This is a genomic window from Streptomyces sp. NPDC050759, from assembly GCF_044456945.1.
Classification (GTDB): Bacteria; Actinomycetota; Actinomycetes; order Streptomycetales; family Streptomycetaceae; genus Streptomyces.
In genome coordinates, this window is the sequence record NZ_JBITGI010000008.1 from 90,676 (window position 1) to 116,541 (window position 25,866).

General features: G+C 70.8%; 25 protein-coding genes. 12 read left to right on the forward strand and 13 right to left on the reverse strand.

Annotated elements, in window-relative coordinates:
• Window positions 1–70 precede the first annotated feature (70 nt).
• Together ACIBJB_RS23850 and ACIBJB_RS23855 are read left to right on the forward strand one after the other, a co-directional pair.
• The gene (locus ACIBJB_RS23850; protein ID WP_398933129.1) at window positions 71–1,738 is read left to right on the forward strand and encodes an AMP-binding protein; all 1,668 of its coding nucleotides are present in this window, start codon (window positions 71–73) and stop codon (window positions 1,736–1,738) included.
• Window positions 1,735–3,324, forward strand: coding sequence for an AMP-binding protein (locus ACIBJB_RS23855; protein ID WP_398933130.1), 1,590 nt, complete (start codon window positions 1,735–1,737; stop codon window positions 3,322–3,324). Before ACIBJB_RS23850 ends, ACIBJB_RS23855 begins: the two co-directional genes overlap by 4 nt.
• Window positions 3,325–4,101: 777 nt before the next feature.
• Here ACIBJB_RS23855 and ACIBJB_RS23860 read toward each other — a convergent pair.
• A complete protein-coding gene (locus ACIBJB_RS23860; protein WP_398933131.1) occupies window positions 4,102–4,779 on the reverse strand; it encodes a hypothetical protein in 678 nt (225 codons plus the stop codon).
• A 183-nt stretch (window positions 4,780–4,962) separates the two neighbouring features.
• Between ACIBJB_RS23860 and gcl the strand changes: the two genes are divergently transcribed.
• On the forward strand, window positions 4,963–6,747 hold the full coding sequence (gene gcl, locus ACIBJB_RS23865; RefSeq protein WP_398933132.1) for a glyoxylate carboligase: 1,785 nt from the start codon (window positions 4,963–4,965) through the stop codon (window positions 6,745–6,747).
• A gap of 227 nt (window positions 6,748–6,974) precedes the next feature.
• Here the strand turns inward: gcl and ACIBJB_RS23870 are convergent, their stop codons facing one another.
• The 3 genes from ACIBJB_RS23870 to ACIBJB_RS23880 form a co-directional block, all read right to left on the reverse strand.
• Window positions 6,975–7,214, reverse strand: a complete 240-nt coding sequence (locus tag ACIBJB_RS23870) for a hypothetical protein (protein WP_398933133.1) — start codon at window positions 7,212–7,214, stop codon at window positions 6,975–6,977.
• Between the two features lie 412 nt (window positions 7,215–7,626).
• Entirely contained in the window at window positions 7,627–8,517 is an 891-nt protein-coding gene (locus tag ACIBJB_RS23875; protein ID WP_398933134.1) for a 2-hydroxy-3-oxopropionate reductase, read from the reverse strand.
• Between the two features lie 28 nt (window positions 8,518–8,545).
• A complete protein-coding gene (locus ACIBJB_RS23880) occupies window positions 8,546–9,367 on the reverse strand; it encodes a TIM barrel protein (RefSeq protein WP_398933135.1) in 822 nt (273 codons plus the stop codon).
• A 131-nt stretch (window positions 9,368–9,498) separates the two neighbouring features.
• On the opposite strand from ACIBJB_RS23880, the gene ACIBJB_RS23885 reads away from it, so the two are divergent.
• The 7 genes from ACIBJB_RS23885 (at window position 9,499) to ACIBJB_RS23915 (ending at window position 15,067) form a co-directional block, all read left to right on the forward strand.
• The gene (locus tag ACIBJB_RS23885) at window positions 9,499–9,750 is read left to right on the forward strand and encodes a hypothetical protein (RefSeq protein ID WP_398933136.1); all 252 of its coding nucleotides are present in this window, start codon (window positions 9,499–9,501) and stop codon (window positions 9,748–9,750) included.
• 47 nt (window positions 9,751–9,797) lie between these two features.
• A complete protein-coding gene (locus tag ACIBJB_RS23890) occupies window positions 9,798–10,106 on the forward strand; it encodes a helix-turn-helix domain-containing protein (RefSeq protein ID WP_398933415.1) in 309 nt (102 codons plus the stop codon).
• Window positions 10,107–10,189: 83 nt separating this feature from the next.
• Window positions 10,190–10,702 carry a 2-oxo-4-hydroxy-4-carboxy-5-ureidoimidazoline decarboxylase gene (gene uraD, locus ACIBJB_RS23895; RefSeq protein WP_398933137.1) on the forward strand — a complete coding sequence of 171 codons (513 nt, stop codon included), beginning with the start codon at window positions 10,190–10,192 and terminating at the stop codon, window positions 10,700–10,702.
• A 2-nt stretch (window positions 10,703–10,704) separates the two neighbouring features.
• Window positions 10,705–11,103: a hydroxyisourate hydrolase gene (gene uraH / locus ACIBJB_RS23900; protein ID WP_398933138.1), complete on the forward strand. Its 399-nt coding sequence runs from the start codon at window positions 10,705–10,707 to the stop codon at window positions 11,101–11,103.
• 4 nt (window positions 11,104–11,107) lie between these two features.
• Window positions 11,108–12,001, forward strand: a complete 894-nt coding sequence (pucL, locus tag ACIBJB_RS23905) for a factor-independent urate hydroxylase (protein ID WP_398933139.1) — start codon at window positions 11,108–11,110, stop codon at window positions 11,999–12,001.
• 102 nt (window positions 12,002–12,103) lie between these two features.
• Complete coding sequence (locus ACIBJB_RS23910; RefSeq protein WP_398933140.1) at window positions 12,104–13,483, forward strand: 8-oxoguanine deaminase; 1,380 nt, start codon at window positions 12,104–12,106, stop codon at window positions 13,481–13,483.
• 219 nt (window positions 13,484–13,702) lie between these two features.
• Complete coding sequence (locus tag ACIBJB_RS23915) at window positions 13,703–15,067, forward strand: nucleobase:cation symporter-2 family protein (protein WP_398933141.1); 1,365 nt, start codon at window positions 13,703–13,705, stop codon at window positions 15,065–15,067.
• Here the strand turns inward: ACIBJB_RS23915 and ACIBJB_RS23920 are convergent.
• Both ACIBJB_RS23920 and ACIBJB_RS23925 read right to left on the reverse strand, forming a co-directional pair.
• On the reverse strand, window positions 15,052–15,870 hold the full coding sequence (locus tag ACIBJB_RS23920) for a chitosanase (RefSeq protein WP_398933142.1): 819 nt from the start codon (window positions 15,868–15,870) through the stop codon (window positions 15,052–15,054). The genes ACIBJB_RS23915 and ACIBJB_RS23920 overlap by 16 nt on opposite strands.
• On the reverse strand, window positions 15,870–16,670 hold the full coding sequence (locus ACIBJB_RS23925) for a helix-turn-helix domain-containing protein (protein WP_398933143.1): 801 nt from the start codon (window positions 16,668–16,670) through the stop codon (window positions 15,870–15,872). The genes ACIBJB_RS23920 and ACIBJB_RS23925 overlap by 1 nt, the downstream gene beginning before the upstream one ends.
• Before the next feature lie 87 nt (window positions 16,671–16,757).
• On the opposite strand from ACIBJB_RS23925, the gene ACIBJB_RS23930 reads away from it, so the two are divergent.
• Window positions 16,758–17,645, forward strand: coding sequence for an SDR family oxidoreductase (locus tag ACIBJB_RS23930; protein ID WP_398933144.1), 888 nt, complete (start codon window positions 16,758–16,760; stop codon window positions 17,643–17,645).
• A 252-nt stretch (window positions 17,646–17,897) separates the two neighbouring features.
• On the opposite strand, the gene ACIBJB_RS23935 is transcribed toward ACIBJB_RS23930, so the two are convergent.
• The gene (locus ACIBJB_RS23935; protein ID WP_398933145.1) at window positions 17,898–19,328 is read right to left on the reverse strand and encodes an MFS transporter; all 1,431 of its coding nucleotides are present in this window, start codon (window positions 19,326–19,328) and stop codon (window positions 17,898–17,900) included.
• A gap of 110 nt (window positions 19,329–19,438) precedes the next feature.
• Between ACIBJB_RS23935 and ACIBJB_RS23940 the strand changes: the two genes are divergently transcribed.
• Window positions 19,439–19,834 (forward strand): winged helix-turn-helix transcriptional regulator, encoded by a 396-nt coding sequence (locus ACIBJB_RS23940; protein WP_389812015.1) that lies wholly within the window; start codon window positions 19,439–19,441, stop codon window positions 19,832–19,834.
• Between the two features lies 1 nt (window position 19,835).
• On the opposite strand, the gene ACIBJB_RS23945 is transcribed toward ACIBJB_RS23940, so the two are convergent.
• The 6 genes from ACIBJB_RS23945 to ACIBJB_RS23970 all read right to left on the reverse strand — a co-directional run bounded on the left by ACIBJB_RS23945 (window position 19,836) and on the right by ACIBJB_RS23970 (window position 25,815).
• A complete protein-coding gene (locus tag ACIBJB_RS23945; RefSeq protein ID WP_398933146.1) occupies window positions 19,836–20,252 on the reverse strand; it encodes an acyl-CoA thioesterase in 417 nt (138 codons plus the stop codon).
• Window positions 20,253–20,307: 55 nt separating this feature from the next.
• Complete coding sequence (locus tag ACIBJB_RS23950; protein ID WP_398933147.1) at window positions 20,308–20,943, reverse strand: hypothetical protein; 636 nt, start codon at window positions 20,941–20,943, stop codon at window positions 20,308–20,310.
• 70 nt (window positions 20,944–21,013) lie between these two features.
• Complete coding sequence (locus tag ACIBJB_RS23955) at window positions 21,014–21,613, reverse strand: histidine phosphatase family protein (protein ID WP_398933148.1); 600 nt, start codon at window positions 21,611–21,613, stop codon at window positions 21,014–21,016.
• A gap of 161 nt (window positions 21,614–21,774) precedes the next feature.
• Window positions 21,775–22,185 (reverse strand): hypothetical protein, encoded by a 411-nt coding sequence (locus ACIBJB_RS23960; RefSeq protein ID WP_398933149.1) that lies wholly within the window; start codon window positions 22,183–22,185, stop codon window positions 21,775–21,777.
• Window positions 22,186–22,194: 9 nt separating this feature from the next.
• Window positions 22,195–24,504, reverse strand: a complete 2,310-nt coding sequence (locus ACIBJB_RS23965; protein ID WP_398933150.1) for a hypothetical protein — start codon at window positions 24,502–24,504, stop codon at window positions 22,195–22,197.
• A gap of 102 nt (window positions 24,505–24,606) precedes the next feature.
• Complete coding sequence (locus ACIBJB_RS23970; protein WP_398933151.1) at window positions 24,607–25,815, reverse strand: pyridoxal phosphate-dependent aminotransferase; 1,209 nt, start codon at window positions 25,813–25,815, stop codon at window positions 24,607–24,609.
• Between the last annotated feature and the right edge of the window lie 51 nt (window positions 25,816–25,866).

Below are 25,866 nucleotides of genomic sequence, written 5' to 3' on the forward strand. Positions count from 1 at the left end.
GACCTGCATCACGGATTACACGATGGCAGAGAGCCGCCCGGCAATGGTCCGGCACCAAGGAGGACGCAAGATGACGGCTACGGAGGACTTCCGCGGGGCGCGGGACTTCCTGCTCCAGCACCGCGAGGACTACGCGACGGCGTACGAGGGCTTCGCCTGGCCCCGCCCGCAGCACTTCAACTGGGCGCTCGACTGGTTCGACGTCATCGCCGAGGGCAACGACCGCACGGCCCTGCACATCGTCGAGGAGGACGGCAGCGAGATCCGCCTCTCCTTCGCCGAGATGGCCGAACGGTCCAACCGGGTCGCCAACCTGCTGCGCGAGCGCGGGGTGGAGGCCGAGGACCGGATCCTCGTCATGCTGGGCAACCAGGCGGAGCTGTGGGAGACGGCCCTCGCGGCCATGAAGCTGCGTGCCGTCGTCATCCCGGCGACCCCGCTGCTCGGCCCCGCCGACCTGCGCGACCGCGTCGAGCGCGGCCGGGTGCGGCACGTCCTGGTGAGGGCCGAGGACACCGGAAAGTTCGACGAGGTGCCCGGCGACTACACGCGCACCGCCGTCGGCGGCGTACCGGAGGGCTGGCAGCCGTACGAGGACGCGTACACCGCCCCCGAGGAGTTCCTCCCCGACGGCCCGACCCTCGCCGACGACCCGCTGATGCTGTACTTCACCTCCGGTACGACGGCCCGCCCCAAGCTCGTCGAGCACACCCACACCTCGTACCCGATCGGGCACCTGGCGACCATGTACTGGATCGGCCTCAAGCCCGGCGACGTGCATCTGAACATCTCCTCGCCCGGCTGGGCCAAGCACGCCTGGTCCAACCTGTTCGCGCCGTGGAACGCTGAGGCGACCGTCTTCATCCACAACTACACGCGCTTCGACGCGGGCCGGCTGATGTCCGAGATGGACCGGGCGGGGGTCACGACCTTCTGTGCCCCGCCGACCGTGTGGCGCATGCTCATCCAGGCCGACCTGACCCAGCTGCGCACGCCGCCCCGGGAGGTGGTCGCGGCCGGTGAACCCCTGAACCCCGAGGTCATCGAGCAGGTCCGACGGGCCTGGGGCATCACCATCCGGGACGGCTTCGGCCAGACCGAGACGGCCGTCCAGGTCTCCAACAGCCCTGGTCAGGTGCTGAAGACCGGTTCCATGGGCCGCCCGAGCCCCGGCTACAAGGTGGAGCTCCTCGACCCGGTGTCCGGCGCGCCCGGCGCGGCCGAGGGCGAGATCGCCCTGGACCTGTCGGCCCGGCCGGTCGGCCTGATGACCGGCTACCACGGCGACCCGGACCGCACGGCGGAGGCGATGGCGGGCGGTTACTACCGGACAGGCGACGTGGCGTCGAGGGACGACGAGGGGTACCTGACCTACATCGGACGCAGCGACGACGTCTTCAAGGCCTCCGACTACAAGATCAGCCCCTTCGAGCTGGAGAGCGCGCTCCTCGAACACGAGGCGGTGGCCGAGGCGGCCGTCGTGCCCGCGCCGGACGAGCTGCGGCTCGCGGTCCCGAAGGCGTACGTCGTCCTTGCGGAGGGCTGGGAGCCCGGTCCCGACACCGCCAAGGTGCTGTTCGAGCACTCCCGGGAGTCGCTGGCGCCGTACAAGCGGATCCGGCGGCTGGAGTTCGCGGAGCTGCCCAAGACGGTCTCCGGCAAGATCCGGCGGATCGAACTGCGTGAGGCGACGGCGGCGGGGTCGGACGCCGAGTACCGCGAGGAGGACTTCCGGTGAACTCGTACACGCACGGCGTGAGCACGACGGAGCTGCTCGGCGACACCATCGGCGCCAACCTGGACCGGGCCGTGGCCACCTGGCCGGAACGCGAGGCGCTCGTCGACGTGCCGTCCGGGCGGCGCTGGACGTACGCCCGATTCGGCGCCGATGTCGACGAGTTGGCGTCCGCGCTGCTCGCCTCCGGGGTCGCCAAGGGCGACCGGGTGGGGATCTGGGCGGTCAACTGCCCCGAGTGGGTGCTGGTCCAGTACGCCACCGCCCGCATCGGCGCGGTCATGGTGAACATCAACCCGGCGTACCGCACCCACGAGGTCGAGTACGTCCTCAACCAGGCAGGGGTTTCCCTGCTGTTCGCCTCGCTCAGCCACAAGAGCAGCGACTACCGGGCGATGGTCGACGAAGTGCGCGGCAGGTGCCGGGAGTTGCGGCAGGTCGTGTACTTCGGCCATCCGAGCTGGGGGGAGTTGCTGGGGCGCGGCGGCGGCCGATACGCGGCGTACCCGGAACTGTCCTGCGACGACCCGATCAACATCCAGTACACCTCGGGCACGACGGGCTTCCCCAAGGGGGCCACCCTCTCTCACCACAACATCCTCAACAACGGTTACTTCGTGGGCGAGTTGATCGCCTACAGCGAGCAGGACCGGGTCTGCGTCCCGGTGCCCTTCTACCACTGCTTCGGCATGGTGATGGGCAACCTGGCGGCGACCTCGCACGGCGCCTGCGTGGTCATCCCGGCCCCGTCCTTCGACCCGGCGGCGACCCTGCGCGCGGTCCAGCAGGAGCGCTGCACCTCGCTCTACGGCGTTCCGACCATGTTCATCGCGGAGTTGAACCACCCCGACTTCGCGACGTACGACCTCTCCTCCCTGCGCACCGGCATCATGGCGGGCTCGCCCTGTCCGGTGGAGGTGATGAAGCGGGTGGTCGCCGAGATGCACATGGCGGAGGTGTCCATCTGCTACGGCATGACCGAGACGTCCCCGGTGTCCCTGCAGACCCGCAGGGACGACGACCTCGAGCACCGCACCGGCACGGTCGGCCGCGTCCTGCCGCACATCGAGGTCAAGGTCGTCGACCCGGCGACCGGGGTCACCCAACCCCGTGGCACGGCAGGGGAGTTGTGCACGCGCGGCTACAGCGTGATGCTCGGCTACTGGGACGAGCCCGAGAAGACGGCGGAGGCCGTGGACGCCGGACGCTGGATGCACACCGGTGACCTGGCGACGATGCGCGAGGACGGCTACGTCGAGATCGTCGGCCGCATCAAGGACATGATCATCCGGGGTGGCGAGAACATCTACCCGCGCGAGATCGAGGAGTTCCTCTACGGCCACCCGAAGATCGCGGACGTCCAGGTCGTCGGGGTGCCTCATGAGCGCTACGGCGAGGAGGTGCTGGCCTGCGTCATCCCACGGGACCCGGAGCACCCGCCGACGCTGGAGGATCTCCGCGGCTTCTGCGAGGGGCGGCTGGCCCACTACAAGATCCCGAGCCGGTTGAGGATCCTCGACGCCTTCCCGATGACGGTGTCCGGGAAGGTGCGCAAGGTCGAGCTGCGGGAGACGTACGCGGAGGGGTGAGAACACCGCCGGCCGGCGCCCCGCCCGCCGACGCGCACCGGCCACGCCTTGTGTCGTGCGCCTGGGGGTGGTTCTGGTGGCTTGGGGCGGGTGCGGCTGTCACCGGCTCGTTTGCGGGGGGGCCGGGTCGGGTTGTCGGGCGGGTGCGGGCCGGTGGGGGCTGGTCGCGCCCGCGCGGCGGTAGCCGCACATCGATACAGCCCCGCGCCCCTGGGGAGTTGCAGTCACCCGGCGCCACGCCGGACCGACCCCACCTCGCGCGCCACGACGGGCCGCTTGCGCGAACGCGTGCGCTGGCTTGGGCGGGGCGCCAGTGGGGGCGCCGGATCGGGTTGTCGGGCGGCGCCGGTGTCGGGGGCCGCGTCCGGTGGGTTGGGCCGCAGGTTCGCGTGTCCCGTGCCTGGGGCTGGTTCTGGCGGGCTGGGTCGGATGCGGTCGCCGCTGGGTACACGTCGGTATCGGTGGTCGCACTGGGCGTGGTGGAGTTGGCCGACGCGTCCGGCGGGTTGGGCCGCAGGCATCCCGCGCGGCGCCGTGAGCCGGAAGCCGCGAGCGCTCCCGGTCGGGGGAGAGGTCCCGGGCGGCCGGGATCAGTCGGCCGTTCGTCAGGCGCGGCGGTCGCCGAGCAGTGGCCGGACGGCTCCCGGCGCCGGCCGCGCCTCCGTGCAGGACACCTGCCGCTTGTCCGCGCGGTATGCGGCCCGCAGACGGGGGCCGGGATCGGCCGGCCGTTCATCGGGCGCGGCCGTCGCCGAGTCGGTCCGAACCGCCGGCGACCTACCCTCCCAGTTCGTCGGCCGGGCTGTTCACCGGTTGGGGCGTGCCGGTCAGGTCCAGGACGAACAGCGGGACGCCGAGGGCGTCGGCGCGGGCGCGGGCCTCGGTGGTGTAGCCGGCCAGTGAGAAGTACACGCAGTGCGCGGACTCCGTCATGGCCGTCAGCCACAGGCACTCCACGTCCCGCAGCGAGGCCGGCCGCACGGTCGGGTCCACCTGGGCCAGCAGCCCGCGGGCCGCGAGGCCGATCCCGGACGGCGGACGCTGGTCCGCGCGCCGGATGTCCTGGTAGCCGAGCCAGCGCAGATACAGCGCGGCGACGGTGACCGCGTCGCGCGCGGTGCGGATCGTGATCGGCTGGAAGGCGCGGCGCGGGGGAGCGGAGGCATCCTCGTCCGGCTCCCTCTCGGGGCAGGTGCCCCCGGCCACCGGAATCCTCAGGACCGTCCCGCAGACACAGCCCAGCTCCGGCTGCGGCCACTCGGCCTTGCGGCCGCAGCCGGCGCACTCCACGGCAACCCACGCCTCCTCCCACACCTGGTGGGCGACGGCCGTGGGCACGCCGTGCCGGTCCAGTGGCGGACAGACAGGGGCGCCGCACTCGCACGGGTACGACGGCGCCGCGTAGAGGTGCTCGCGCCGGCAGACCGGACAGCGCACCGACACGCTCTCGGACATGGGCTCATCGTCCTCCAGGGCGTGCCCGGTTGTCCGCCTCTTGACGGTCTTCACCCGCCCACCTAGATTACTTCCAGATAGTAGAAAACTTATTCCACTATACGGAAGTGCTCACCGCGGGGCGCGACGGGAGTACGCATCCGACAGCCGAAGCAGTTGAAGCAGTCGAAGCAGGAGTACTCGATGGCTCGCATGACCGCTGCCCGCGCGGCAGTTGAGATCCTCAAGCGCGAAGGTGTCACGGACGCGTTCGGTGTCCCCGGCGCGGCGATCAACCCCTTCTACGCGGCGCTCAAGGCCTCCGGGGGCATCCACCACACCCTCGCCCGCCATGTCGAGGGCGCCTCGCACATGGCCGAGGGCTACACCCGCACCCGGGCGGACAACATCGGTGTCTGCATCGGCACGTCGGGACCCGCCGGCACCGACATGATCACCGGCCTGTACTCCGCGACCGGCGACTCCGTCCCGATCCTGTGCATCACGGGCCAGGCCCCGACCGCCGTGATCCACAAGGAGGACTTCCAGGCCGTCGACATCGCCTCCATCGCGCGGCCGGTGACGAAGATGGCGGTCACCGTCCTGGAGGCGGCCCAGGTCCCCGGCGTCTTCCAGCAGGCCTTCCACCTCATGCGCTCCGCCCGCCCCGGCCCCGTCCTCATCGATCTGCCGATCGACGTCCAGTTGACGGAGATCGAGTTCGACCCGGAGACCTACCAGCCGCTCCCGGTCTACAAGCCGGCCGCGAGCCGTGCGCAGATCGAGAAGGCGCTCGGTCTGCTCAACGAGTCCGAGCGTCCGCTGATCGTGGCCGGCGGCGGGGTCATCAACGCCGACGCCGCCGAACTCCTCGTCGAGTTCGCCGAGTTGACCGGGACACCGGTCGTCCCGACCCTCATGGGCTGGGGCGTCCTGCCCGACGACCACGAGCTCAACGCCGGCATGGTGGGCCTGCAGACCTCGCACCGCTACGGCAACGCCACCTTCCTGGAGTCCGACTTCGTCCTCGGCATCGGCAACCGCTGGGCCAACCGCCACACCGGCAAGCTGGACGTCTACACGGCGGGCCGGACGTTCGTCCACGTCGACGTGGAGCCCACCCAGATCGGCAGGATCTTCGCGCCGGACTACGGCATCGCCTCCGACGCCAAGGCGGCCCTGGAGCTCTTCGTCGAGGTGGCAGGGGAGTTGAAGGCGGCGGGCAGGCTCCCCGACCGCTCGGCCTGGGCGGCGTCCGCGCAGGAGAAGAAGGCGACCCTCCAGCGGCGTACGCACTTCGACGACATCCCGATCAAGCCGCAGCGTGTCTACGAGGAGATGAACAAGGCCTTCGGCCCCGAGACCCGGTACGTCTCCACGATCGGCCTCTCCCAGATCGCCGGCGCCCAGATGCTGCACGTCTTCAGGCCGCGCCACTGGATCAACTGCGGCCAGGCGGGCCCGCTCGGCTGGACGATCCCGGCCGCGCTGGGCGTCGCCAAGGCCGACCCGGAGGCACAGGTCGTCGCCCTCTCCGGTGACTACGACTTCCAGTTCATGATCGAGGAGCTGGCCGTCGGGGCCCAGCACCGGATTCCGTACATCCACGTCCTCGTGAACAACTCCTACCTGGGCCTGATCCGCCAGGCCCAGCGCGCCTTCGACATCGACTTCCAGGTCAACCTCGAGTTCGAGAACGTCAACTCCCCGGAACTGGGCGTCTACGGTGTCGACCACGTCAAGGTCGCCGAGGGCCTCGGCTGCAAGGCGATCCGGGTGACCGATCCGGCGGAACTGGGCGCCGCCCTGGAGCAGGCGAAGAAGCTCGCCGCCGAGTTCCAGGTCCCGGTCGTCGTCGAGGCCATCCTGGAGCGGGTCACCAACATCTCGATGTCGACTACGAACGACATCTCCAACGTGGTCGAGTTCGAGGAGATCGCGACGGGGCCTGCCCACGCGCCGACGTCGATCAAGCCGCTCAAGGTCTGACACCGCGCACAGCTGAAGGGCGGTCCCACCGTGAAGGTCGGACCGCCCTTTCCTGTGCCCGGCTCCCCCGAAGCCGTCCCCCGTCGCGATGCCCGCCGCCCCCGTGCCGGCCGACCTCGCCTGATGAGAATGCGCCCGAGCAGGGGTCCGGCAGAAGCCCCTGAATCAGGTTCAGAGGTTGATTTGAGGATTCCGTATCCGGCCTACGACCGCTGCCGTACGCCCGGTCACGGCCTGTGGTGCTCCGACAGCCCCGGCCAGTCGTCCGGACCGCCGCCCTGCCACTCCACGATGTCGTCGTCCTCGACCTCGATCCGGTCCAGGTCGGCGAGCCGGAGCAGCTCCACGACGTCGTCCAGGTGCGAGGCGACGCCGAGACCCTCGTCGTCCACGGTGACCCGCCGCGACCCGTCCAGGGCCGGAGCGTGCACCACCACATGCGGATGCTGTGTCGGATGTGCTGCCATGCCTACAGCGTCCTGCGGTCGGCCGGAATCCGCACCCCGGTGACCGCACCCAGGCGAAGCGCCGGATACGGGATCGTCCGTATCCGGCGCTCTGTGTTTCCGCTGGTCCTGCTGGTCTTGCTGGTCCTACCGGGACCGCGGCGGCCGCGACGGAACCGGGGCGCGCTCCTTCCCTCAGGTCGAAGAAGGAGGGCCCGGGACCTTCACCACCGCACTGGCTCGCACGCCGCCGCGGTCCTCCCCTGACCGCACCCGGTACCGGGCGACCACCCCTCATCCGGGTCGCCGGGCGCGTCGGGTGCGGTCAGGGTGTCTCTGCCTCGCGCAGCGCGAGGTTGTGGGTTTCCGGTCCGCGGCGGCGCCTGGGCGCGACAGGACAGATGTCAGCGCCACCGCGGACCGGAAGTCGGGATCAGACCTGGGCGCCGGACAGGCGCTCCACGGCCCGCAGCAGCGCCGAGTGGTCCAGGCCCCCGTCGCCCTGCGCACGCAGACTGGCGACCAGCTGGGCGACCACGGCGCCGACGGGCAGGGCCGCGCCGACGTTGCGGGCGGCGTCGGTGACGATGCCCATGTCCTTGTGGTGCAGGTCGATACGGAAGCCCGGCTTGAAGTCGCGCCGGAGGAAGTTGTCCTTCTTGCGGGTCAGCACGGTCGAGCCGGCGAGACCGCCGCCCAGGACGTCCAGGGCGGCCTTGAGGTCCACGCCAGACTTCTCCAGGAAGACGACGGCCTCGGCGCACGCCTGGATGTTCACGGCGACGATCAGCTGGTTCGCGGCCTTCACGGTCTGGCCCGAGCCGTGCGGACCGCACAGCACGATGGTCTTGCCGAGCGCCTCGAAGACCGGCTCGGCCTCGTCGAAGTCGGCCTGCTCGCCGCCGACCATGATGGACAGCACGGCCTCGATGGCACCGGCCTCGCCGCCGGACACGGGCGCGTCCAGGACCCGGATGCCCTTCTCCTTCGCCGCCTTCGCCAGGTCGACCGAGGTCTGCGGGGTGATCGAGGACATGTCGATCAGCAGGGCGCCGGAACGGGCGTTCTCCAGGATGCCCTCGGGGCCGTACGCGATGGCCTCGACCTGCGGGGAGGCGGGCACCATCGTGATGATCACGTCGGCGTCCCGCACGGCCTCGGCGATCGAACCGGCCGCGGTGCCGCCGGCGGCGGCCAGCCGGTCCAGCTTGTCCTGTTCGAGGGTGAAGCCGGTGACGTCGTAACCCGCCTTGACCAGGTTCTCGGACATGGGGGAGCCCATGATGCCGAGACCTATCCAGGCGATCTTGGGGAGGTTGCTCATGATCGGGGGTGCCTTTCCGGGAAGGGGGTCAGCGGGGCAGCCAGTCGAAGGCCTCGGCGCTCGGGCGGTCGCCCGGCTTGTACTCGAGGCCGACCCAGCCGTCGTAGCCCGCCTTCTTCAACTGGTCGAGGAGGTCTTCGAGGGGGAGGGAGCCGGTACCGGGCGCGCCGCGGCCCGGGTTGTCGGCGATCTGCACGTGGCCGGTCTTCGGGGTGAACTCCTCGATCACGGCCGGCAGGTCCTCGCCGTTCATGGACAGGTGGTACAGGTCCATGAGGAACTTCGCGTTGCCGAGGCCGGTCGCGTCGTTGACCTTGTCGACGATCCCCACCGCCGCGGGCGCGCTCACCAGCGGGTACAGCGGCGATTCCGGCTTGTTGAGGGCCTCGATCAGGAGGACCGCGCCGATCCGGTCGGCCGCGCGGGCCGCGAGGACCAGGTTCTCCAGCGCCAGCGCGTCCTGCTCGGCCGGGTCCACGCCGTCGACGCGGTTGCCGTACAGGGCGTTGAGCGCCGTGGCGCCGAGTGATCCGGCGAAGTCGGCGGCCACGCCGATGTTGGCGCGGAACCGCTCCGACTCCTCGCCGGGGACGGACAGGGCGCCGCGGTCGGGGCCCGGCAGCCGGCCGGCGTAGAAGTTCAGGCCCGTGAGCTGGACGCCCGCGTCCTCGATCGCCTTCTTCAGGGCGTCGAGCTCGGACCGCTCGGGGGTGGGGGTGTCGATCCAGGGCCACCACAGCTCGACCGCGGTGAAGCCGGCCGCGGCGGCTGCCGCGGGGCGCTCCAGGAGGGGGAGTTCCGTGAAGAGGATCGACAGGTTGACGTTGAAGCGCTGCTCCGCGAATCCCATGCGGCGCTCCCTTCGTGTCGAGTATTTCACAATGCGGAAGTTAGTTTCTGCGTATTGGAAGATTGCCGTCGAGCTGAAGGCGTTGTCAAGAGGGCTCGGCGGAAAACGGCACCGCGCGTTAGGTTGTGCGCGTGCGATTGCGAGTGGAGTTCACGACCGAACCGTTCGACCTCGACGAGGCCCCTGCGCACGCGCTCGTGGCCCGCGAGGTCATCGAGGCGGCCGCACTGGACGCGGTGGACGTCGGCCCGTTCGGCAACACGGCGGAAGGCGGCGCCGACGAGGTGCTCGGCGCCGTGGACGCCCTGCTGCGCAGGACCCTGGCCTCCGGTGCGACCCGGATCTCCCTCCAGGTGAACGTGCTCGGGGAGGCCGACGCGTGAGCGCCGACGAACCGTTCATCACGGCGGTCAAGCCGCTGGTCGACGCCATGGGCGGCGAGATGCTCCCGCCGGACGAGGCCGGCCCCGACGACGTCGTGCTCGCCTGGCAGGGCGCCGACGTGGTCGCCGTACGACTGCCGCAGCTCGCGGACTCGCTCGATCACATCCTGGCCGCCATGGAGCGCAAGCAGGGCAAGCCGCTCGCGGACCTGGACCGCAAGGCCAAGCAGGAGGTCGTACGGATACTGGAGGCGCGTGGCGCCTTCTCCGTACGGCACGGCGTGGAGACCGTGGCGAGCGCGCTCGGGGTGAGCCGCTTCACGGTCTACAACTATCTGAACCGGGACAAATCGTAGGCGGCGGGACCCGTCGGGTTTCTTAACCGCGAATTTTCAACAAAGTGTTGACGTGGTGTCGCGTCCGGCGTTAGCTGACTCCCGTGACTTCGACTTCCACGTCCCCCGGCCTGGCCCGGTTCAACGTCCTGGAGGAGCACGCGGCCCACGCGGTGCTCCTCGAGGCGTGCGCCTCCACGGCGTGGGCTCGGCGTCTGCTCGCCGCTCGCCCCTACGCGACCGCGGAGGACCTCTACGCCGCCAGCGACGCCGCCATGGCCGAGCTGACCCCCGACGACCTCGCCGAGGCCATGGCCGGTCACCCGCCGATCGGCCGCCCCAAGCCGGGCGACCCGGCCTCGGCCCGCGAGCAGCGCGGCATGGCGGGCGCCTCCGAGGAGCTCAAGGCGGAGATGCTCGAACTGAACCTGGCGTACCAGGAGAGGTTCGGCCATGTCTTCCTGATCTGCGCGACCGGCCGCACCGGCGAGCAGATGCGCGACGCGCTCAGGGAACGGATCGGCAACGCGCCGGAGCGGGAACGCGAGATCGTCCGCACCGAGCTGGGCAAGATCAACCGTATCCGGCTCGCCCGCATCGTCGAAGAGGACGCCTGACCATGAGTACGAGCACCACCGCCTCCGTGTCCACGCACATCCTGGACACCAGCGTCGGCCGCCCCGCCGAGGGAGTCGCCGTCCAGCTCTCCGCCCGCCCCGGGCGGGACGCGGACTGGCAGACGCTCGGCGGCTCCGCGACCGACGCGGACGGGCGGTGCAAGGACCTGCCGGCCCTGCCGGAGGGGACCACCCACGTACGGCTCGACTTCGAGGTCGAACCGTACTTCTTGAAGAAGCAAGCCGATGCGCAGCAGGACGCCCCCGCGAATCGGGACAGCGGTGCGACCGGAGTGTTCTTCCCCGAGGTGGCGATCACCTTCGCCGTACAGCCCGGGGAGCACTACCACGTACCGCTGCTGCTCAACCCGTTCGGCTACTCCGTTTACCGAGGGAGCTAGCTACATGCCCATCCTGGGACAGAACCAGTACGGCAAGGCCGAGAACCGAGTCGTGAAGATCACGCGGGACGGCGCCACCCACCACATCAAGGACCTCAACGTCTCGGTGTCGCTGAGCGGTGACATGGACGAGGTCCACTACTCCGGCTCCAACGCCCACGTGCTGCCGACCGACACCACCAAGAACACGGTGTACGCGTTCGCCAAGGAGCACGGCATCGAGTCCGCGGAGCAGTTCGGCATCCACCTCGCCCGCCACTTCGTGACGAGTCAGGAACCGATCAAGAGCGCGCGGATCCGCATCGAGGAGTACGCCTGGGAGCGGATCGCGACGGCCGGCGAGGACGAGCACTCCTTCGTCCGCCAGGGCCAGGAGACCCGCCTGACCCAGATCACCTACGACGGCTCCTCCTGGGAGGTCGTCTCCGGGCTCAAGGACCTGACCGTCATGAACTCGACCAACTCCGAGTTCTGGGGCTACGTCAAGGACAAGTACACGACCCTGCCCGAGGCGTACGACCGCATCCTGGCGACCGAGGTGGCCGGCCGCTGGCGCTTCAACTGGTCGGACGACGAGCAGGAGATGCCCGACTGGGAGACGTCCTACGAGCAGGTCAAGAAGCACATGCTGCAGGCCTTCGCCGAGACGTACTCGCTCTCGCTCCAGCAGACCCTTTACCAGATGGGTTCGCGGATCATCGACCACCGGGCCGAGATCGACGAGGTCCGCTTCTCACTGCCCAACAAGCACCATTTCCTCGTGGACCTCGAGCCGTTCGGCCTCAAGAACGACAATGAGGTCTACTTCGCCGCCGACCGGCCCTACGGCCTGATCGAGGCGACCATCCTCCGGGACGGCTGCGAGCCGAGGATTCCGGTGGATCTCACCAACCTCTGAGCAACTCCCTCTGCGGCACCCGCGGCCCGCCAGGGCGGGCCGCGGCACTCAAACTCCCGGGGTCCTGCCGTGCCCTCTCCACCTCTGCGCAAAGGACGAACCATGGCAGCAGACCGGCGCATCGTCATCGAGAACTGTTCGATCGCGACCGTGGACGCGCACGACACCGAGTACCCGAGCGGGTACGTCGTCATCGCCGGCAACCGCATCGAGTCGCTCGGCGCGGGCAGAGCGCCAGAGGGCCTGGAGAACGTCGACCGCCGTATCGACGCCACGGGCCACCTCGTGACGCCCGGCCTGGTCAACACCCACCACCACTACTACCAGTGGATCACCCGGGGCCTCGCCACCGACCACAACCTCTTCAACTGGCTCGTCGCGCTGTACCCGACCTGGGCGCGCATCGACGAGCAGATGGTCTACGCGGCGGCGCAGGGATCGCTCGCGATGATGGCCCGCGGCGGCGTCACCACCGCCATGGACCACCACTACGTCTTCCCCGCCGGTTCCGGCGACCTGTCCGGCGCGATCATCCGCGCCGCCCGCGAGACGGGTGTCCGCTTCACTCTCGCCCGCGGCTCCATGGACCGCAGCGAGAAGGACGGCGGCCTGCCCCCGGACTTCGCCGTGGAGACCCTGGAGGGCGCCCTCGCCGCGACCGAGGCGACCGTCAAGGAGCACCACGACTCCTCGTTCGGTGCGATGACGCAGGTCGCCGTCGCCCCCTGCTCGCCCTTCTCCGTCTCCACCGAACTCCTGCGGGAAGGCGCCGAGTTGGCCCGCCGTCTCGGCGTACGGCTGCACACGCACGGCTCGGAGACCGTCGAGGAGGAGCAGTTCTGCAAGGAGCTGTTCGGCATGGGCCCGACCGACTACTTCGAGTCCACCGGCTGGCTCGGCGAGGACGTGTGGATGGCGCACTGCGTCCACATGAACGACTCCGACATCGCCGCCTTCGCCCGTACGAAGACGGGTGTGGCGCACTGTCCGTCCTCCAACGCCCGCCTGGCCGCGGGGATCGCGCGGGTCCCGGACATGCTCGCGGCCGGTGTCCCGGTCGGCCTCGGCGTCGACGGCACGGCCTCCAACGAGTCCGGCGAACTCCACACCGAGCTGCGCAACGCCCTGCTCATCAACCGCCTGGGCGCGCACCGGGAAGCGGCCCTGAACGCCCGCCAGGCGCTGCGCCTGGGCACCTACGGCGGCTCCCAGGTCCTGGGCCGCGCGGCGGAGACCGGCTCCCTGGAGGCGGGCAAGCTCGCCGACCTGGTGCTGTGGAAGCTCGACACCCTTGCGCACGCCTCGATCGCCGACCCGGTGACCGCGCTGGTCTTCGGCGCGGCGGCACCCGTCACGGCCTCTTTCGTGAACGGCCGTCAGATCGTCGAGAACAGCCGCCTGTTGCACGTCGACGAGGACGCCATCGCGCGTTCCACGCGGGAACAGGCCCAGCGCCTCGCGCGCATCGCCGCGCAGGGCTGATCACTTCACCCAGTACTCCGGTCGGGAGGGACGGCTCCCGGCCGGCGGCCGTGGACCCCGCGTTCCGGGTTCCATGGCGGCCGTGCCCGGGGCGCGTGTTGGACGCACGCGCCCCGGAACGGTCTCCGTTCCCGGTCCCGCACGACCACTCGCACCACCTCCATGAAACCCACGGCACCGCTTTTCGGCAGCCGTGTAACCGCCCGGAGGCGAGCCGCAGTGTCAGTCCACCCAGTCGACGAAAAGCTCCCCGCCCTGAAGATGGCGACCACCGGCCTCCAACACGTGGCCGCCATGTACGCCGGAGTCGTCGCCCCGCCCCTGATCGTCGGCGTGGCCATCGGCCTCTCCGCCACCGACCTCACCTTCCTCACCGGCGCCTGCCTGTTCACCGCGGGCCTCGCCACCTTCCTCCAGACCCTCGGCATCTGGAAGATCGGCGCCCGGCTGCCCTTCGTCAACGGCGTCACCTTCGCCGGTGTCGCCCCCATGACCGCCGTCGTCGCCTCCACGGACGACAAGTCCGACGCCCTGCCGGTCATCTTCGGCGCGGTGATCGTCGCCGGCCTCCTCGGCTTCCTCGCCGCCCCCTTCTTCAGCAAGGCGATCCGCTTCTTCCCGCCGGTCGTCACCGGCACGGTCATCACCCTGATAGGCGTCTCGCTCCTGCCGGTCGCCTTCGGCTGGGCACAGGGCCCCGACCCCACGGCGCGGGACTACGGTTCGACGACCAACCTGGGCCTGGCCGCGGCGACGCTCGGGATCGTGCTCCTCCTACGACGCTTCACGGGAGGCTTCGTCAAGCAAGTCGCCGTGCTGCTCGGCCTGGTGGCCGGCACGCTCCTCGCGATCCCCTTCGGTGCGACGGACTTCGGACCCGTCACCGACGCGGCCGTCGTCGGCTTCCCGACCCCCTTCCACTTCGGCGCCCCGCAGTTCCAGCTCGCCGCGATCCTCTCGCTGTGCGTGGTGATGGTGGTCTCCATGACCGAATCCACCGCGGACATGCTGGCGTTGGGCGAGATCGTCGAACGCCCGGCCGACGAGCGGACCATCGCCGCGGGCCTGCGCGCCGACACCCTCGGCTCGGCCATCAGCCCCCTCTTCAACGGCTTCATGTGCAGCGCCTTCGCCCAGAACATCGGTCTCGTGGCGATGACACGGATCCGCAGCCGCTACGTCGTCGCCACCGGCGGCGCCTTCCTGGTGCTGATGGGCCTGTGCCCCATGGCCGCCTCGCTCATCGCCGTCGTACCGCGCCCGGTGCTCGGCGGCGCCGGAGTCGTCCTGTTCGGCTCGGTGGCCGCCAGCGGCATCCAGACCCTGGTCAGGGCGGGCCTGGACAAGGACAACAACGTCCTGATCGTGGCCGTGTCGCTGGCCGTCGGCATCATCCCGATCACCGCGCCGGAGTTCTACCACGCCTTCCCGGAGACCGCGAAGATCGTCCTGGACTCGGGGATCTCGACAGGCTGCGTCGCCGCGGTGGCGCTGAACCTGGTCTTCAACCACCTCGGCCGAGGCGCGGACGCCCAGGACGTCACCCACCCCATGGAGGCCGTCCCCGCTCAGCCGATCTCGTAACTGTCCCCGTACACCTTCCACTTGAGCGGCGGGTCCAGATCGAGATTGCCCTGCTCCAGGAAGATCCGCTGGGCCGTCTCGACCCGGCTCACGTCACTGTGCGCCGCCTCCTGCTTCATCGCCCACACCCGGGCGTCCAGGAAGGCGTGCAGATAGGCGATCTCGTCGCCGCCGTCCGTGGGGGTGTCCGCGCCCCTGCGTGCCCGGTCGCGGATGCCGCCGAAGCTCAGGGCGTCGGTGCCGGGGCCGTGCATGACCATCGCGTCGTAGTAGACGAACTGGCCGAGCGTGCCGAGGCCGTCGTTCTTGGCACACGCGACCGCCGGGTCGAAGTAGCCGCGGTCCCGCTCGTCCCGCTGCGCCTGGCGGAAGGCGGCGGTCTGTGCCGCCTTCCGCCAGGCCGAAGGAAAGCCGGGATCCAGCCCGTCGTGCGAGTCGGTGCCGTCCACCGCGCGCAGGGCGGGCAGATAGGGGGCCAGGGGGTTGTCGGAGACCCGCCGCGTGTAGAGCTCGACCAGCGCCAGCATGTCGCTCGTACCGGAGCAGAAACCGATGATGCCGGCGGTGTAGCCGCGGCCGTCCCCGATGTCCTCGATGTACGCGTACTGCGCCTGCCAGTCCAGCGAGGAGTTCTCCGCGCTGGACACCAGCCGCATCGCGAGGTCCTTCTTGTCCGGATCGTCGAGCCCGGTCGCGTCGGCGGCCTCGTCGGACGGCAACTGGGTGCTCAACGCCCCGACTCCGAGGACGGCGAGCAGGGTGCGGCGGGCGGCGGTTCTGGGCAGATCACTGGGAAATCGCATCACTGTCTGTCGATCACCTGGCAGGAGCGGGGAGCGGGAAGCCGCCCCGTGAAGTAGGAGCGCGGCGGGACGCCCATCAGGGTGCGGAAGTCGGACGTCATGTGGGACTGGTCGTAGTAGCCGGTGACGGCGGCCAGTTCGGCCGAGGCCAGCTCGGCGGCATGGGCGAGCACGGCGCGGACGCGGTCGATGCGGGCGTAGTGCTTCGGCGAGAGACCGACACCCTCGGTGAACAGGTTGCGCAACTGGCGCTCGCTGACGGCGAGTTCACGGGCCACCTCCCCGACGTGACCGGGTATGTGCCCCGAGCGGACGGACAGCGCGGCGACGGCGGCCCGCAGCAGCTCGGTCCGTGTCCCGCCGGCCGCGGTGGGCAGCAGGCCCGGCAGGACGTCCGCGAGCCGGGCGACGACCTCTTCGGGCTCAAGCCACCTGAGTTCGTACGCCAGTTGCCGCGCGGCCCGGCCCGGCAGCGCGCCCAGCGGCACGATCCGCCCGACGAGGTCGACGGCCGGGACGCCGAGCAGCGGCCGGACGGCTCCCGGCGCCAGCCGTACCTCCGTGCAGGACACGTGCCGCTTGCCCGCGTGGTAGGCGGCCCGGACCCGGGGCCCGGAGACCAGCAGGGTGGGCCGGCCGTGCGCCTCACTGCGGACGATCACCTTGGTCGTGGGGTCGGGCAGCTGGACGAACGGCTTCCGCGGATCCGCCTCCTCGACGGCCAGGGCCTTGATCCCGGCGATCCACGGACGCAGCTCGTCGGGGGTGCGCAGGGCCCGCCCGGAAACGGAGTTGGTCACACGTCCACCGTAAGCGGGGGGCCGGGGGGTTCGGGGGCGCGAAACGTGCCGGAATTTCCTATCGTCCGATGCCCCGCGGGCCTCACGGTGGTGGTCATGATCCTTGTTACAGGTGCCACCGGCACGATCGGCAGTGAGGTCGTACGACAGCTCGTGGCGCGCGGCGAGAAGGTGCGCGCGCTCACACGGGACCCGGGCAGGGCCGAGTTGCCGCCCGGTGTGGAGGCGGCGCGCGGCCATCACCGCGACGTCGGTTCGGTGGCGGCGGCCATGGCGGGCGTCGACCGCGCCTTCCTCGTGGGCGTCTTCGGCCCGGAGGACCGCGACAGCGACCGCGGGATGGTCGAGGCGGCGCGGGCGGCCGGGGTCCGGCGGATCGTGAAGCTGTCGGCGATCATGGCGGGCGACCCCAGGACGGGCCTGGGCGGCATCGCGCACGGACACGGTGAGGAGGCGGTCCGGGAAAGCGGGCTGGAATGGGTGATCCTGCGCCCGTCCGCCTTCGCGTCGAACACGTTGAGCTGGGCGGAGGCGCTCCGCTCGGGTGAGCCGGTGCCGAACATGCTGGGCTCGGGCCGGCAGGGGGTCGTGGACCCGCGGGATGTCGCCGAGATCGCGGTCGCCGCGCTGGTCGGTCCGGGGCACGTGGGGCGGACGTACACCCTGACCGGCCCCGAGACGCTCAGCCCCCAGGACCAGGCGGCCGCGCTGGCGGAGGTGCTCGGCGGCCGTGTGGAGCTCCGTGACCTGACCCCGTCCCAGACGCGTGAACTGCTGGTCGCCTCGGGCTGGAGCGAGGAGTCTGCGGAGGGGATGTTGCGGAGCGTCCGCTTCGTGGCCGAGGGCGGAAACGCGGTGGTCACCGGGGATGTGGAGGAGGTGCTGGGGCGTCCGGCGCGGACGTATCGGGAGTGGGCGGAGGACCACGCGGGGGCGTTCGGCGGGATATTTCGCCCGCGGGCCGGTGGGGGCTGAGCGCGCAGTTCCCCGCGCCCCTGGGCGTCCCAAAGGGGCGCGGGGCCGTATCGATATGCGGCTCTGCCGCGTGAGCGCGACCAGCCACGACGTACCCGCAGCCGCGAGACGGCACAGTGCGGCACATCCGCAGGCGGATCAGACCCTCCCCCGCGCCGTGACTGCACCCACCAGGGGCGCGGGGAACTGCGCGACCAGCCACGACGTACCCGCAGCCGCGAGACGGCACAGTGCGGCACATCCGCAGGCGGATCAGACCCTCCCCCGCGGCCGAAGCACCATCGCAGCCAACGCCAACGCCCCCACCGCGATCCCCGTCCCCACCCGGAACGCCATCTGGTACCCCTCCGCCGTGGCCGCGACCAAACCCGCCCCGCCCTCCAGGAGCCCCTCCGTTCGACTCGCGGCCAGCACCGACAGCACCGCCAGCCCCAGCGAACCCCCCACCACCTGCGTGGTGTTGAACAACCCGGACGCCAGCCCCGCGTCCTCCTCGCGAGCCCCCGACATCGCGAGCCCGGTCAGCGCGGGCATCGCGGCGGCGAACCCGGTGGCGAGCAGAAGCAGCACCGGAAGGACGTCGACCACGTACGAGCCGTCGGCCGGCGCACGGCTCAGCAGGGCCATCCCGGCGACGATGAGCACGAGCCCCGCCAGCAGTACCCGGTACGCCCCGAAGCGCCCGATGGTCCGTGCCGACAGTCCGAGCATCAGTACCCCGATGACGATCGGCGCCGGCAGGAACGCCGTGCCGGTGAGCAACTCGCCGAACCCCAGGACGCGTTGGACATACAGCGCCCCGAGGAACTGGAAGCCGTACATCGTGGCGATCATCAGGATCTGGACGGCGTTCGCGCCGGACAGCAGCCGGGAGCCGAACAGCCGCAGCCGCAGCAGGGGACGGGCGGCCCGGGCCTGCCGGACGGTGAACGCCGTGAACAGGGCGAGGGCGAGCAGGGCCAGCAGGAGCGTCGTGGTCACCGCGCGGTCGCCGGACCCGACGATCACGTACACCGTCAGCATCAGCGCCCCGGTGACCAGCGCGGCCCCCGGATAGTCCGCACCCCGGCCAAGACCTTCGCCGTCCTCCGCATCGAGCACCCGGAGCGCCGCCAGCAGGGCGACGATCCCGATCGGCAGGTTGATCAGGAAGATCCAGTGCCAGTTCAGGGCCTGCGTCAGCGCCCCGCCGAGGAACGTGCCCAGCGCCCCGCCCGCAGCGCCCACCGCGCTGAACACCGCGATCGCACGGGCCTGTTCACGTGGTTCGGGGAACAGGGCGACCAGCATGCCGAGGACCACGGCCGAGGTCATCGCCCCGCCCACGCCCTGCAGGGCACGCGCCGCGATCAGCATGCCCTGGCTCGTGGCCACCCCGCACAGCACGGACGCCGCCGTGAACACGGCCAGCCCCGCCGCGAACATCCGCTTGCGGCCGACCAGGTCGCCGAGCCGGCCCACCAGCAACAGCAGCCCGCCGAACGGGATCAGATAGGCGTTGACCACCCAGGCGAGGCCCGGCCCCGAGAAGCCGAGGTCGCTCTGGACGGCCGGCATGGCGACCGTGACGATGTTGCCGTCCAGGATCGTCATGAGCGTTCCCGCGCACAGGACGACGAGGGCGGTCCAGCGGGAGTACGTTCGGTGCGGTGTTCGCGTCGGGGTCTCGACAACGGCCGTCATGGCGGTGGGCCTCCGCATTCTCCGTGGGTTCCGACAAGTGGCGTAGGTGCACGACTTGTAACGGGGAACATCGTCAGTGACCATGGAGGACGGCGTAAGGAGGCAGTCCGATGTCCCAGAGGAACACCGGTGTTACCGTCCAGGTCGTGAACGCGCACGCCTGTCCGGTGCGGGAGGTTCTTGACAGGGTCTCCGGCAAATGGAGCGTGCAGATCCTCGTCGCGGCCGCTCATGGGCCCATCCGCTTCACCGAGTTGGAGCGCAGCATCGAGGGCATCAGCCGCCGCATGCTGACCCTGACCCTGCGCAACCTGGAGCGTGACGGCCTCGTCACCCGCACCGTGCACCCGACGGTGCCGCCCAAGGTCGAATACGAACTCACCCCGGTCGCCCGCGAGTTGCACGAGACCCTGCAGCGCCTGACCGACTGGGCCGAGCGCAACAGGGTCTACATCGCCGAGGCGCGGGCGAACTACGACGCCGAGCGCGAACCGGAGCCGGCCTGAGCTAGAACAGGCCCGGGTCCGTGGCCAGCCCCTTGAGGACCTCACTCGCGTTCGCGACCAGACGCCGCTCCTTGAGGTCCATCAGCCCGCCGACCGCGGTGATCTCGGCCGCCACGGTGCCGTCCTTCTTGCGGATGGCCTGCCGTATGCGGAAGGTCTTGCCCTCACCCCACTCGAAGGCGCAGGTCACCTCCACCTCGTCACCGGCCAGCAGCTCGCGCTGGTAGCGGATGGTGGTCTCCAGCGCCACCGGACCCACCCCGCTGCCGATGAGTCCGGCCTGGGTGATCCCGGCGGCCTTGAGCAGAGACCAGCGGGCGTGCTCGGCGTAGTTGAGGTACACGCTCTGGTTGAGGTGGCCCTGTACGTCCGTCTCGTACCCGCGGACGGTCACCGGCACGGAAAACGGCTCGCTCACGTCAATCCCCTCTCATGTCACGGCAGTTGCTCCGCCCGATCCTGACATGTGGCCTCTACACCCGGCGCGGCGACGCCAGCAGGTACCGGGCCCTGGTCCGTGGTTCCGTGTACTCGCCGACCTGCCAGCCGGCCCCCTCCAGAGTGATCGCGCAGGCCCGCAGCGCCTCGCCGTCCGGCGCGTGCACGGCCACGGCCTCGGGCTGCGGGGTCGCGCGCACCCGGTAGCCGGAGGAGCCCCCCGCTTCCGGCGGGTGCCCGGCCGCCTCCAGCGCCAGCGCGGCCGCCTGCACCAGATGGGCGCGCTCCCAGCCGCAGGGCCGGTCCGTGGCCCCGTCGGGGTTCGTCATCCGGCGCAGCTCCAGCAACCCCTGCCAGGCGCTGTGCACCTCCCGCGCCCGGGCCGGACCGGTGTCCGCGGCCTCCTGCGTGCCGCCGACATGCGCGGCGAACACACCGGTGGCCGGGTCGGCTGCCTGCTCGGCGGACTTCTCGGGCTCCTCCGGAACCGTCTCCCGTATGCGGTGCCCGGTCGGGGTCAGGAAATGATCGTGCGGCGGCCGCGGATGCCGGAAGGCCAGGCCGCGCTTGACCAGCGCCTCCAGCTGGGCCTCGGTACCCCTCAGCCGCCCGGTGACGGGATCGGCGGCGTCGATGACACGCCGCTGCGCGGCGGTGGGCGGTCGGGCCATGACGGGCACCTCCCCGGAAAGCGGCCTGGTCGAAGGGCCGAGACGCTCCCGCGATCAGCCCATTCGAAGACTACGACCCGGGTCTGACATTCCACCCCGCGATCACCGGCCGCCCGTGCTCCGTCCCCAGTCGGCACACCGTCCCCGTCGCCAGCTGGAACAGCGCCCCGGCCGACGGCGGCAGCCCGAGCCGACGGGCGGTGAGGACCCGCAGGAAATGGCCGTGCGCCACCAGCACCACGCACCCCTCGGTGTTCGCGTGCGCGGCGTCCACCCTGGCCAGCACACGGTCGGCCCGTTCGCCGACCTGCTCCGGGCTCTCCCCGGGATGATCGGGCGGGCCGGGTGCCACGCCGTCCGTGAACAGGAACCAGTCCGGGCGCTCCCGCTGGATCTCGACGGTGGTGACACCCTCGTAGCCGCCGTAGTCCCACTCGCGCAGATCGACGTCGATCCGCAGGTCGTGCAGCCCGATGAGCTCCGCGGTCTCCCGGGCCCGCTGCAGGGGGCTGACGAAGGCGGCGCCGACGCGGTGCGAGCGGATCAGCGGCACCAGGCGGCGCGCCTCCTCCCGGCCGCGCTCGGTCAGCGGTACGTCCGTCCAGCCGGTGTGCCGCCCGGACCGCGACCACTCGGTCTCACCGTGCCGGACCAGAAAGAGATCACCCATGCGCGCGCCCTTCCCGCTCGACTCCCAGCACCGTGCCACACGGCACCGAGGGCTCGCAGGGCGACTGGGCCGGACGGCCGCTCCCTGGAGCCCCGAGCCCTCTGGAACCCCAGCCCTCTGGGACCCCCAGCCCTCTGGGACCACCAGCCCCTTGCGGCCTCTCAGAGCCCCGGCAGACCCTGCACCGACTGCGCGAGCTGCCCCACCGCGACGACGAGCGGCGTCACCGGCTGCACGAACTCGTTGAGGCGGTCGAGGGCCCGCCGCAGGACCGTCGGCTGCGGTTCGGCCTCGTCCAGTTCCTCGCGCAGACGGCGCAGCTCCCTGCTGGTCGCGTCGGGATCGGCGAGCGCCGCCCGGTGCTCCTCCAGCAGCCGCTCGACGTACGCGAGGAGTTCGGCCGTACGCTCGGCGTCCTGCGGCTGGAAGGAGACCGAGCCGGAGAACGCCTGGGCGCCGTGCCCCACGGCCTGGTTGCCGACGTAGTGGGTGCCGCCGCTGATCATGAGGCCGTTGTTGACCGGAGGGTTGTTGACGGGAGGGTCCTGCCGCCGGTCGTCGCTGCCCGTCATCAGGACCTCCTACTTTCCGGAACCGGCGACGGGGGCGGCCGCGCCGGACTGCTGCGGGACGGTCTGGGTGGCGGTCGCGCCCTTGCCGATCGCCTGGTTGCCGATGATGCTCATGCCGCCCTGCTGGATGAGGCCCTGGTTGAGGATGGTCTGCTGCTGGGCGCGGAAGTCGGTGATGTCGTACCCGCGCGTGTCGAGGAACGCGCGGATCGCGGCGAGGGTGTGGCGCTGCACCAGCGAGGTGATCCGTGCGGCGTCCACGACCTGGAAGTAGTTCTGGAAGTCCGGGCTCACGGCCAGCTCCCGGACGCTCAGCCGGGCGCCGAAGTCGTAGACCGGGTCCTGCTCCAGGGCCTTCAGCTCGTCCCCCATGCGTCTGCTGTGCCGTTCCTCGAAGCGGGCCTGCCGCAGCGCCCGGAACGGGGCGGCGAAGAAAGCACCGCCGGTGCGGGGGACGGCGTCCAGCAGCAGCCCCCGGCGCGCGGTGGGGGACAGGGGTCCGCGCAGCCGGTCCACGACGTGGTAGTCGGCTTTCACCGGGCCGAGTACGTGGTTGGTGCAGTGCAGGTGGAGTGTTCTGCCCTCGGTCGAGAAGTGCAGGAACACGGTCGGCACCACGTCCCCGCCCCACAGCGGCAGATGGACCGCCAGACAGTGCCGGACCGCACCGGTCGGACGCTCCATGATCCGCTCGACCTGGTCGGCCGACAGCCGGGCGACCGGGGCGAGACTCGTGGCCCTGATGAACCGCTCGTCGTCACCGACGGCCGTGCCGCTCACGAAGATCCGGTCCTGCACGACGAGCGACCCGAGGACCGCCTCACCGTCCGCCGCCGCATCCGTCACGCGCGTGGCGGTCGCCGACAGCCGCGCGCGGACGTGGTCGACGAGTTCGGTGACGGTGAACGGCTGAGGCCCGCCGGGGCGCGAAACCCCTCCGACGCGATCGTCGGAGGGCAGCAGCGGCACGGCGAGTGACCACTGCGAGGCGGCCGGCGCATAGCCGAGGAAGGGCGTGTACCCGCTGTAGACCGTGACGTTCCCGTCCTGCGCCTCCCGGATGGCGGCCAGCCGCTCGGCCATCCACTTCCGCGGCGGCACAGTCGGGCGGGGCTGCCGGGAGAACGCCTCGCGGGTCATGGTCGTGCGCAGCAGCCGGTCGACGGCGAGATCATGGCGTACGACCGTCACGTACGCGAGGGCGACCGCCGTGACGGACACCAGCGCGGCCGGCACCCCGGCCAGATAGGAGCCCAGCAGCCAGCTCACGAACGCGGGGGTGGGCAGCGACGAGACGGCGACGCCGAGAGCGAAGGCGATGAGCACCGCGATGCCCGCCGCGACAGCCGTGCCCACCAACACCCTGCCCTCGGGCTGGTGTCGGCCGCGCGTGGCCAGGCTCGGCCGGCCGCCCGCCTGCTGCGTGGTCGACAGGAACAACGTGACGAACAGCAGCCACAGGGGCGCGAAGACGGCCACGAGGGCGAACGCGCCCGTCAGGCGCTGATCCCTGCGGTGCCGCAGCTCCTGTGCCGTCAGACAGTGCCGTACGACGGTCACCAGGTCGACGTCGGGAGAGGCGGCCACCGCGCCCGCCTCGTCGGCCAGGACGTCCTCCACCACGCGGTCGGCGAATCCTTCGTCCACGTAGGCCGCGGCGCACAGATACCGGGTGACGTCACCCGGGGCGCTCCCGACCGGCATGTGGACCGGCGCGGTCGTCATGCCGAGCCCTCCCTCTCTCCAGCGGCGGAGCGGCGCCCTCACGGCGCCGACGGAGCCCGTACCGACCTTTCCCGGCGGACCGGCGGTCAGGAGGGCGAGCAGCGCGCCGACCGCGAGACCGAAGAGGAGAGCGCTGCGCAGCAGGTCCTTCACCAGGGTGTCGGTGGGTTCGAGCACCACCGTGTCGACGAAGGCCTCGTGCATGCCCCACCACGCCAGGTTGGCCAGCGCCGACGCCAGCACGCCCGCGGCGAGGCAGCGGAGCCGGCCCGACGCCCCGCGGGCCGACAGTCGCCTGGCGAAGTAGACGAGTCCCGTGAGCAGGACCAGGACGGCCAGGTCGTTCACGACCAGCGAGGACGTGCCGCCGTACCGCTCGGAGGAGACGTCCCAGCGGGGCAGGAACGCGGCCTCCACCAGCCAGCGCAGGATCTTGTTGTCGGACAGCTCTGTGTAGAACTTCTCGGCGTAGTAGTCCGAGAGCGGCCGCTGCACCCATGGGCTGCCCGCGAGCACCACGACCAGGACCAGCAGCGCGAGACGGCCGCGTAAGGACGGGCGTGTGCCCGGCGCATGCCGACGAGACAAGTACATCTGGGGTTCCCCCATCCCCCGGTCCCCCCGGCCCCGGGATCAGGGGCCGCACTCCATGACATCCCCGCTCTCCCCGACCGTGAACCCCGTCCGCACCACCAGCTACTGCCGGTACCCGCTCAGGAACCGCCCGATCCGCCCGATCGCCGCCTCCAGATCCTGTGCGTGGGGCAGCGTCAGGATGCGGAAGTGGTCCGGGGACGGCCAGTTGAATCCGGTGCCCTGGACGACCTGGATCTTCTCCTGCAGCAGCAGGTCCAGGACGAACTTCTCGTCGTCGTGGATCTTGTGGACCTTGGGGTCGAGCCGCGGGAACGCGTAGAGCGAGCCCTTCGGCTTCACACACGAGACGCCGGGGATCTCGTTGAGCTTCTCCCAGGCCACGGTGCGCTGTTCGTACAGGCGTCCGCCGGGCGCGGTCAGGTCGTGGATGGACTGCCGGCCGCCCAGCGCGGCCTGGATGGCGTACTGCGCGGGCGCGTTGGCGCACAGCCGCATGGAGGCCAGCATGGTCAGGCCCTCGAGGTAGCTCTTGGCGTGCTGCTTGGGGCCGGTGATCACCAGCCAGCCCGAGCGGAAGCCGGCCACCCGGTACGTCTTCGACAGGCCGCAGAAGGTCAGCACGACCAGATCGGGGGCGAGGGCGGCGACGGAGTGGTGCACGGCGTCGTCGTACAGGATCTGGTCGTAGATCTCGTCGGCGAAGACCATCAGGCCGTGCCGGCGGGCGAGGTCGAGGATGCCCTCGATGACCTCCTTCGGGTAGACCGCGCCGGTGGGGTTGTTCGGGTTGATGATGACCACGGCCTTGGTGCGGTCCGTGATCTTCGACGCCATGTCGTCCAGGTCCGGGTACCAGTCGGCCTGTTCGTCGCAGAGGTAGTGCACCGCCTTGCCGCCCGCGAGGGTCGTGACCGCCGTCCAGAGGGGGAAGTCGGGGGCGGGGATGAGGATTTCGTCGCCGTCCTCGACCAGCGCCTGTACGGCCATCGAGATCAGTTCGGAGATGCCGTTGCCGAGGAAGACGTCGTCGACGTCGACCTCCAGGCCCAGGGTCTGGTAGCGCTGGGCGACCGCGCGGCGGGCGGAGAGGATGCCCCGGGAGTCGGTGTAGCCGTGCGCCTGCGGGAGCATCCGGATCATGTCCTGGAGGATCTCCTCCGGCGCCTCGAAGCCGAACAGCGCGGGGTTTCCGGTGTTGAGGCGCAGCACGCTGTGGCCAGCCTCCTCCAGTGCGTCGGCGTGCTCGATCACCGGGCCGCGGATCTCGTAACAGACCTCGCTGAGCTTGCTCGACTGCCGGAACTCCATGCGCTGCTGCCTCTCCGGTTTCGGATGATGCTTGGTTTTACCAAGTAGGAG

Excerpts from the sequence above, each read along its gene's own strand:
- ACIBJB_RS23850 (WP_398933129.1), top strand. The coding sequence starts at position 71 with ATGACGGCTACGGAGGACTTCCGCGGGGCGCGGGACTTCCTGCTCCAG.
- ACIBJB_RS23860 (WP_398933131.1), bottom strand. The coding sequence starts at position 4,779 with ATGTCCGAGAGCGTGTCGGTGCGCTGTCCGGTCTGCCGGCGCGAGCAC.
- gcl (WP_398933132.1), top strand. The coding sequence starts at position 4,963 with ATGGCTCGCATGACCGCTGCCCGCGCGGCAGTTGAGATCCTCAAGCGC.
- ACIBJB_RS23870 (WP_398933133.1), bottom strand. The coding sequence starts at position 7,214 with ATGGCAGCACATCCGACACAGCATCCGCATGTGGTGGTGCACGCTCCG.
- ACIBJB_RS23875 (WP_398933134.1), bottom strand. The coding sequence starts at position 8,517 with ATGAGCAACCTCCCCAAGATCGCCTGGATAGGTCTCGGCATCATGGGC.
- ACIBJB_RS23880 (WP_398933135.1), bottom strand. The coding sequence starts at position 9,367 with ATGGGATTCGCGGAGCAGCGCTTCAACGTCAACCTGTCGATCCTCTTC.
- ACIBJB_RS23890 (WP_398933415.1), top strand. The coding sequence starts at position 9,798 with ATGGGCGGCGAGATGCTCCCGCCGGACGAGGCCGGCCCCGACGACGTC.
- uraH (WP_398933138.1), top strand. The coding sequence starts at position 10,705 with ATGAGTACGAGCACCACCGCCTCCGTGTCCACGCACATCCTGGACACC.
- pucL (WP_398933139.1), top strand. The coding sequence starts at position 11,108 with ATGCCCATCCTGGGACAGAACCAGTACGGCAAGGCCGAGAACCGAGTC.
- ACIBJB_RS23910 (WP_398933140.1), top strand. The coding sequence starts at position 12,104 with ATGGCAGCAGACCGGCGCATCGTCATCGAGAACTGTTCGATCGCGACC.
- ACIBJB_RS23920 (WP_398933142.1), bottom strand. The coding sequence starts at position 15,870 with ATGCGATTTCCCAGTGATCTGCCCAGAACCGCCGCCCGCCGCACCCTG.
- ACIBJB_RS23935 (WP_398933145.1), bottom strand. The coding sequence starts at position 19,328 with ATGACGGCCGTTGTCGAGACCCCGACGCGAACACCGCACCGAACGTAC.
- ACIBJB_RS23940 (WP_389812015.1), top strand. The coding sequence starts at position 19,439 with ATGTCCCAGAGGAACACCGGTGTTACCGTCCAGGTCGTGAACGCGCAC.
- ACIBJB_RS23950 (WP_398933147.1), bottom strand. The coding sequence starts at position 20,943 with ATGGCCCGACCGCCCACCGCCGCGCAGCGGCGTGTCATCGACGCCGCC.
- ACIBJB_RS23955 (WP_398933148.1), bottom strand. The coding sequence starts at position 21,613 with ATGGGTGATCTCTTTCTGGTCCGGCACGGTGAGACCGAGTGGTCGCGG.
- ACIBJB_RS23960 (WP_398933149.1), bottom strand. The coding sequence starts at position 22,185 with ATGACGGGCAGCGACGACCGGCGGCAGGACCCTCCCGTCAACAACCCT.
- ACIBJB_RS23965 (WP_398933150.1), bottom strand. The coding sequence starts at position 24,504 with ATGTACTTGTCTCGTCGGCATGCGCCGGGCACACGCCCGTCCTTACGC.
- ACIBJB_RS23970 (WP_398933151.1), bottom strand. The coding sequence starts at position 25,815 with ATGGAGTTCCGGCAGTCGAGCAAGCTCAGCGAGGTCTGTTACGAGATC.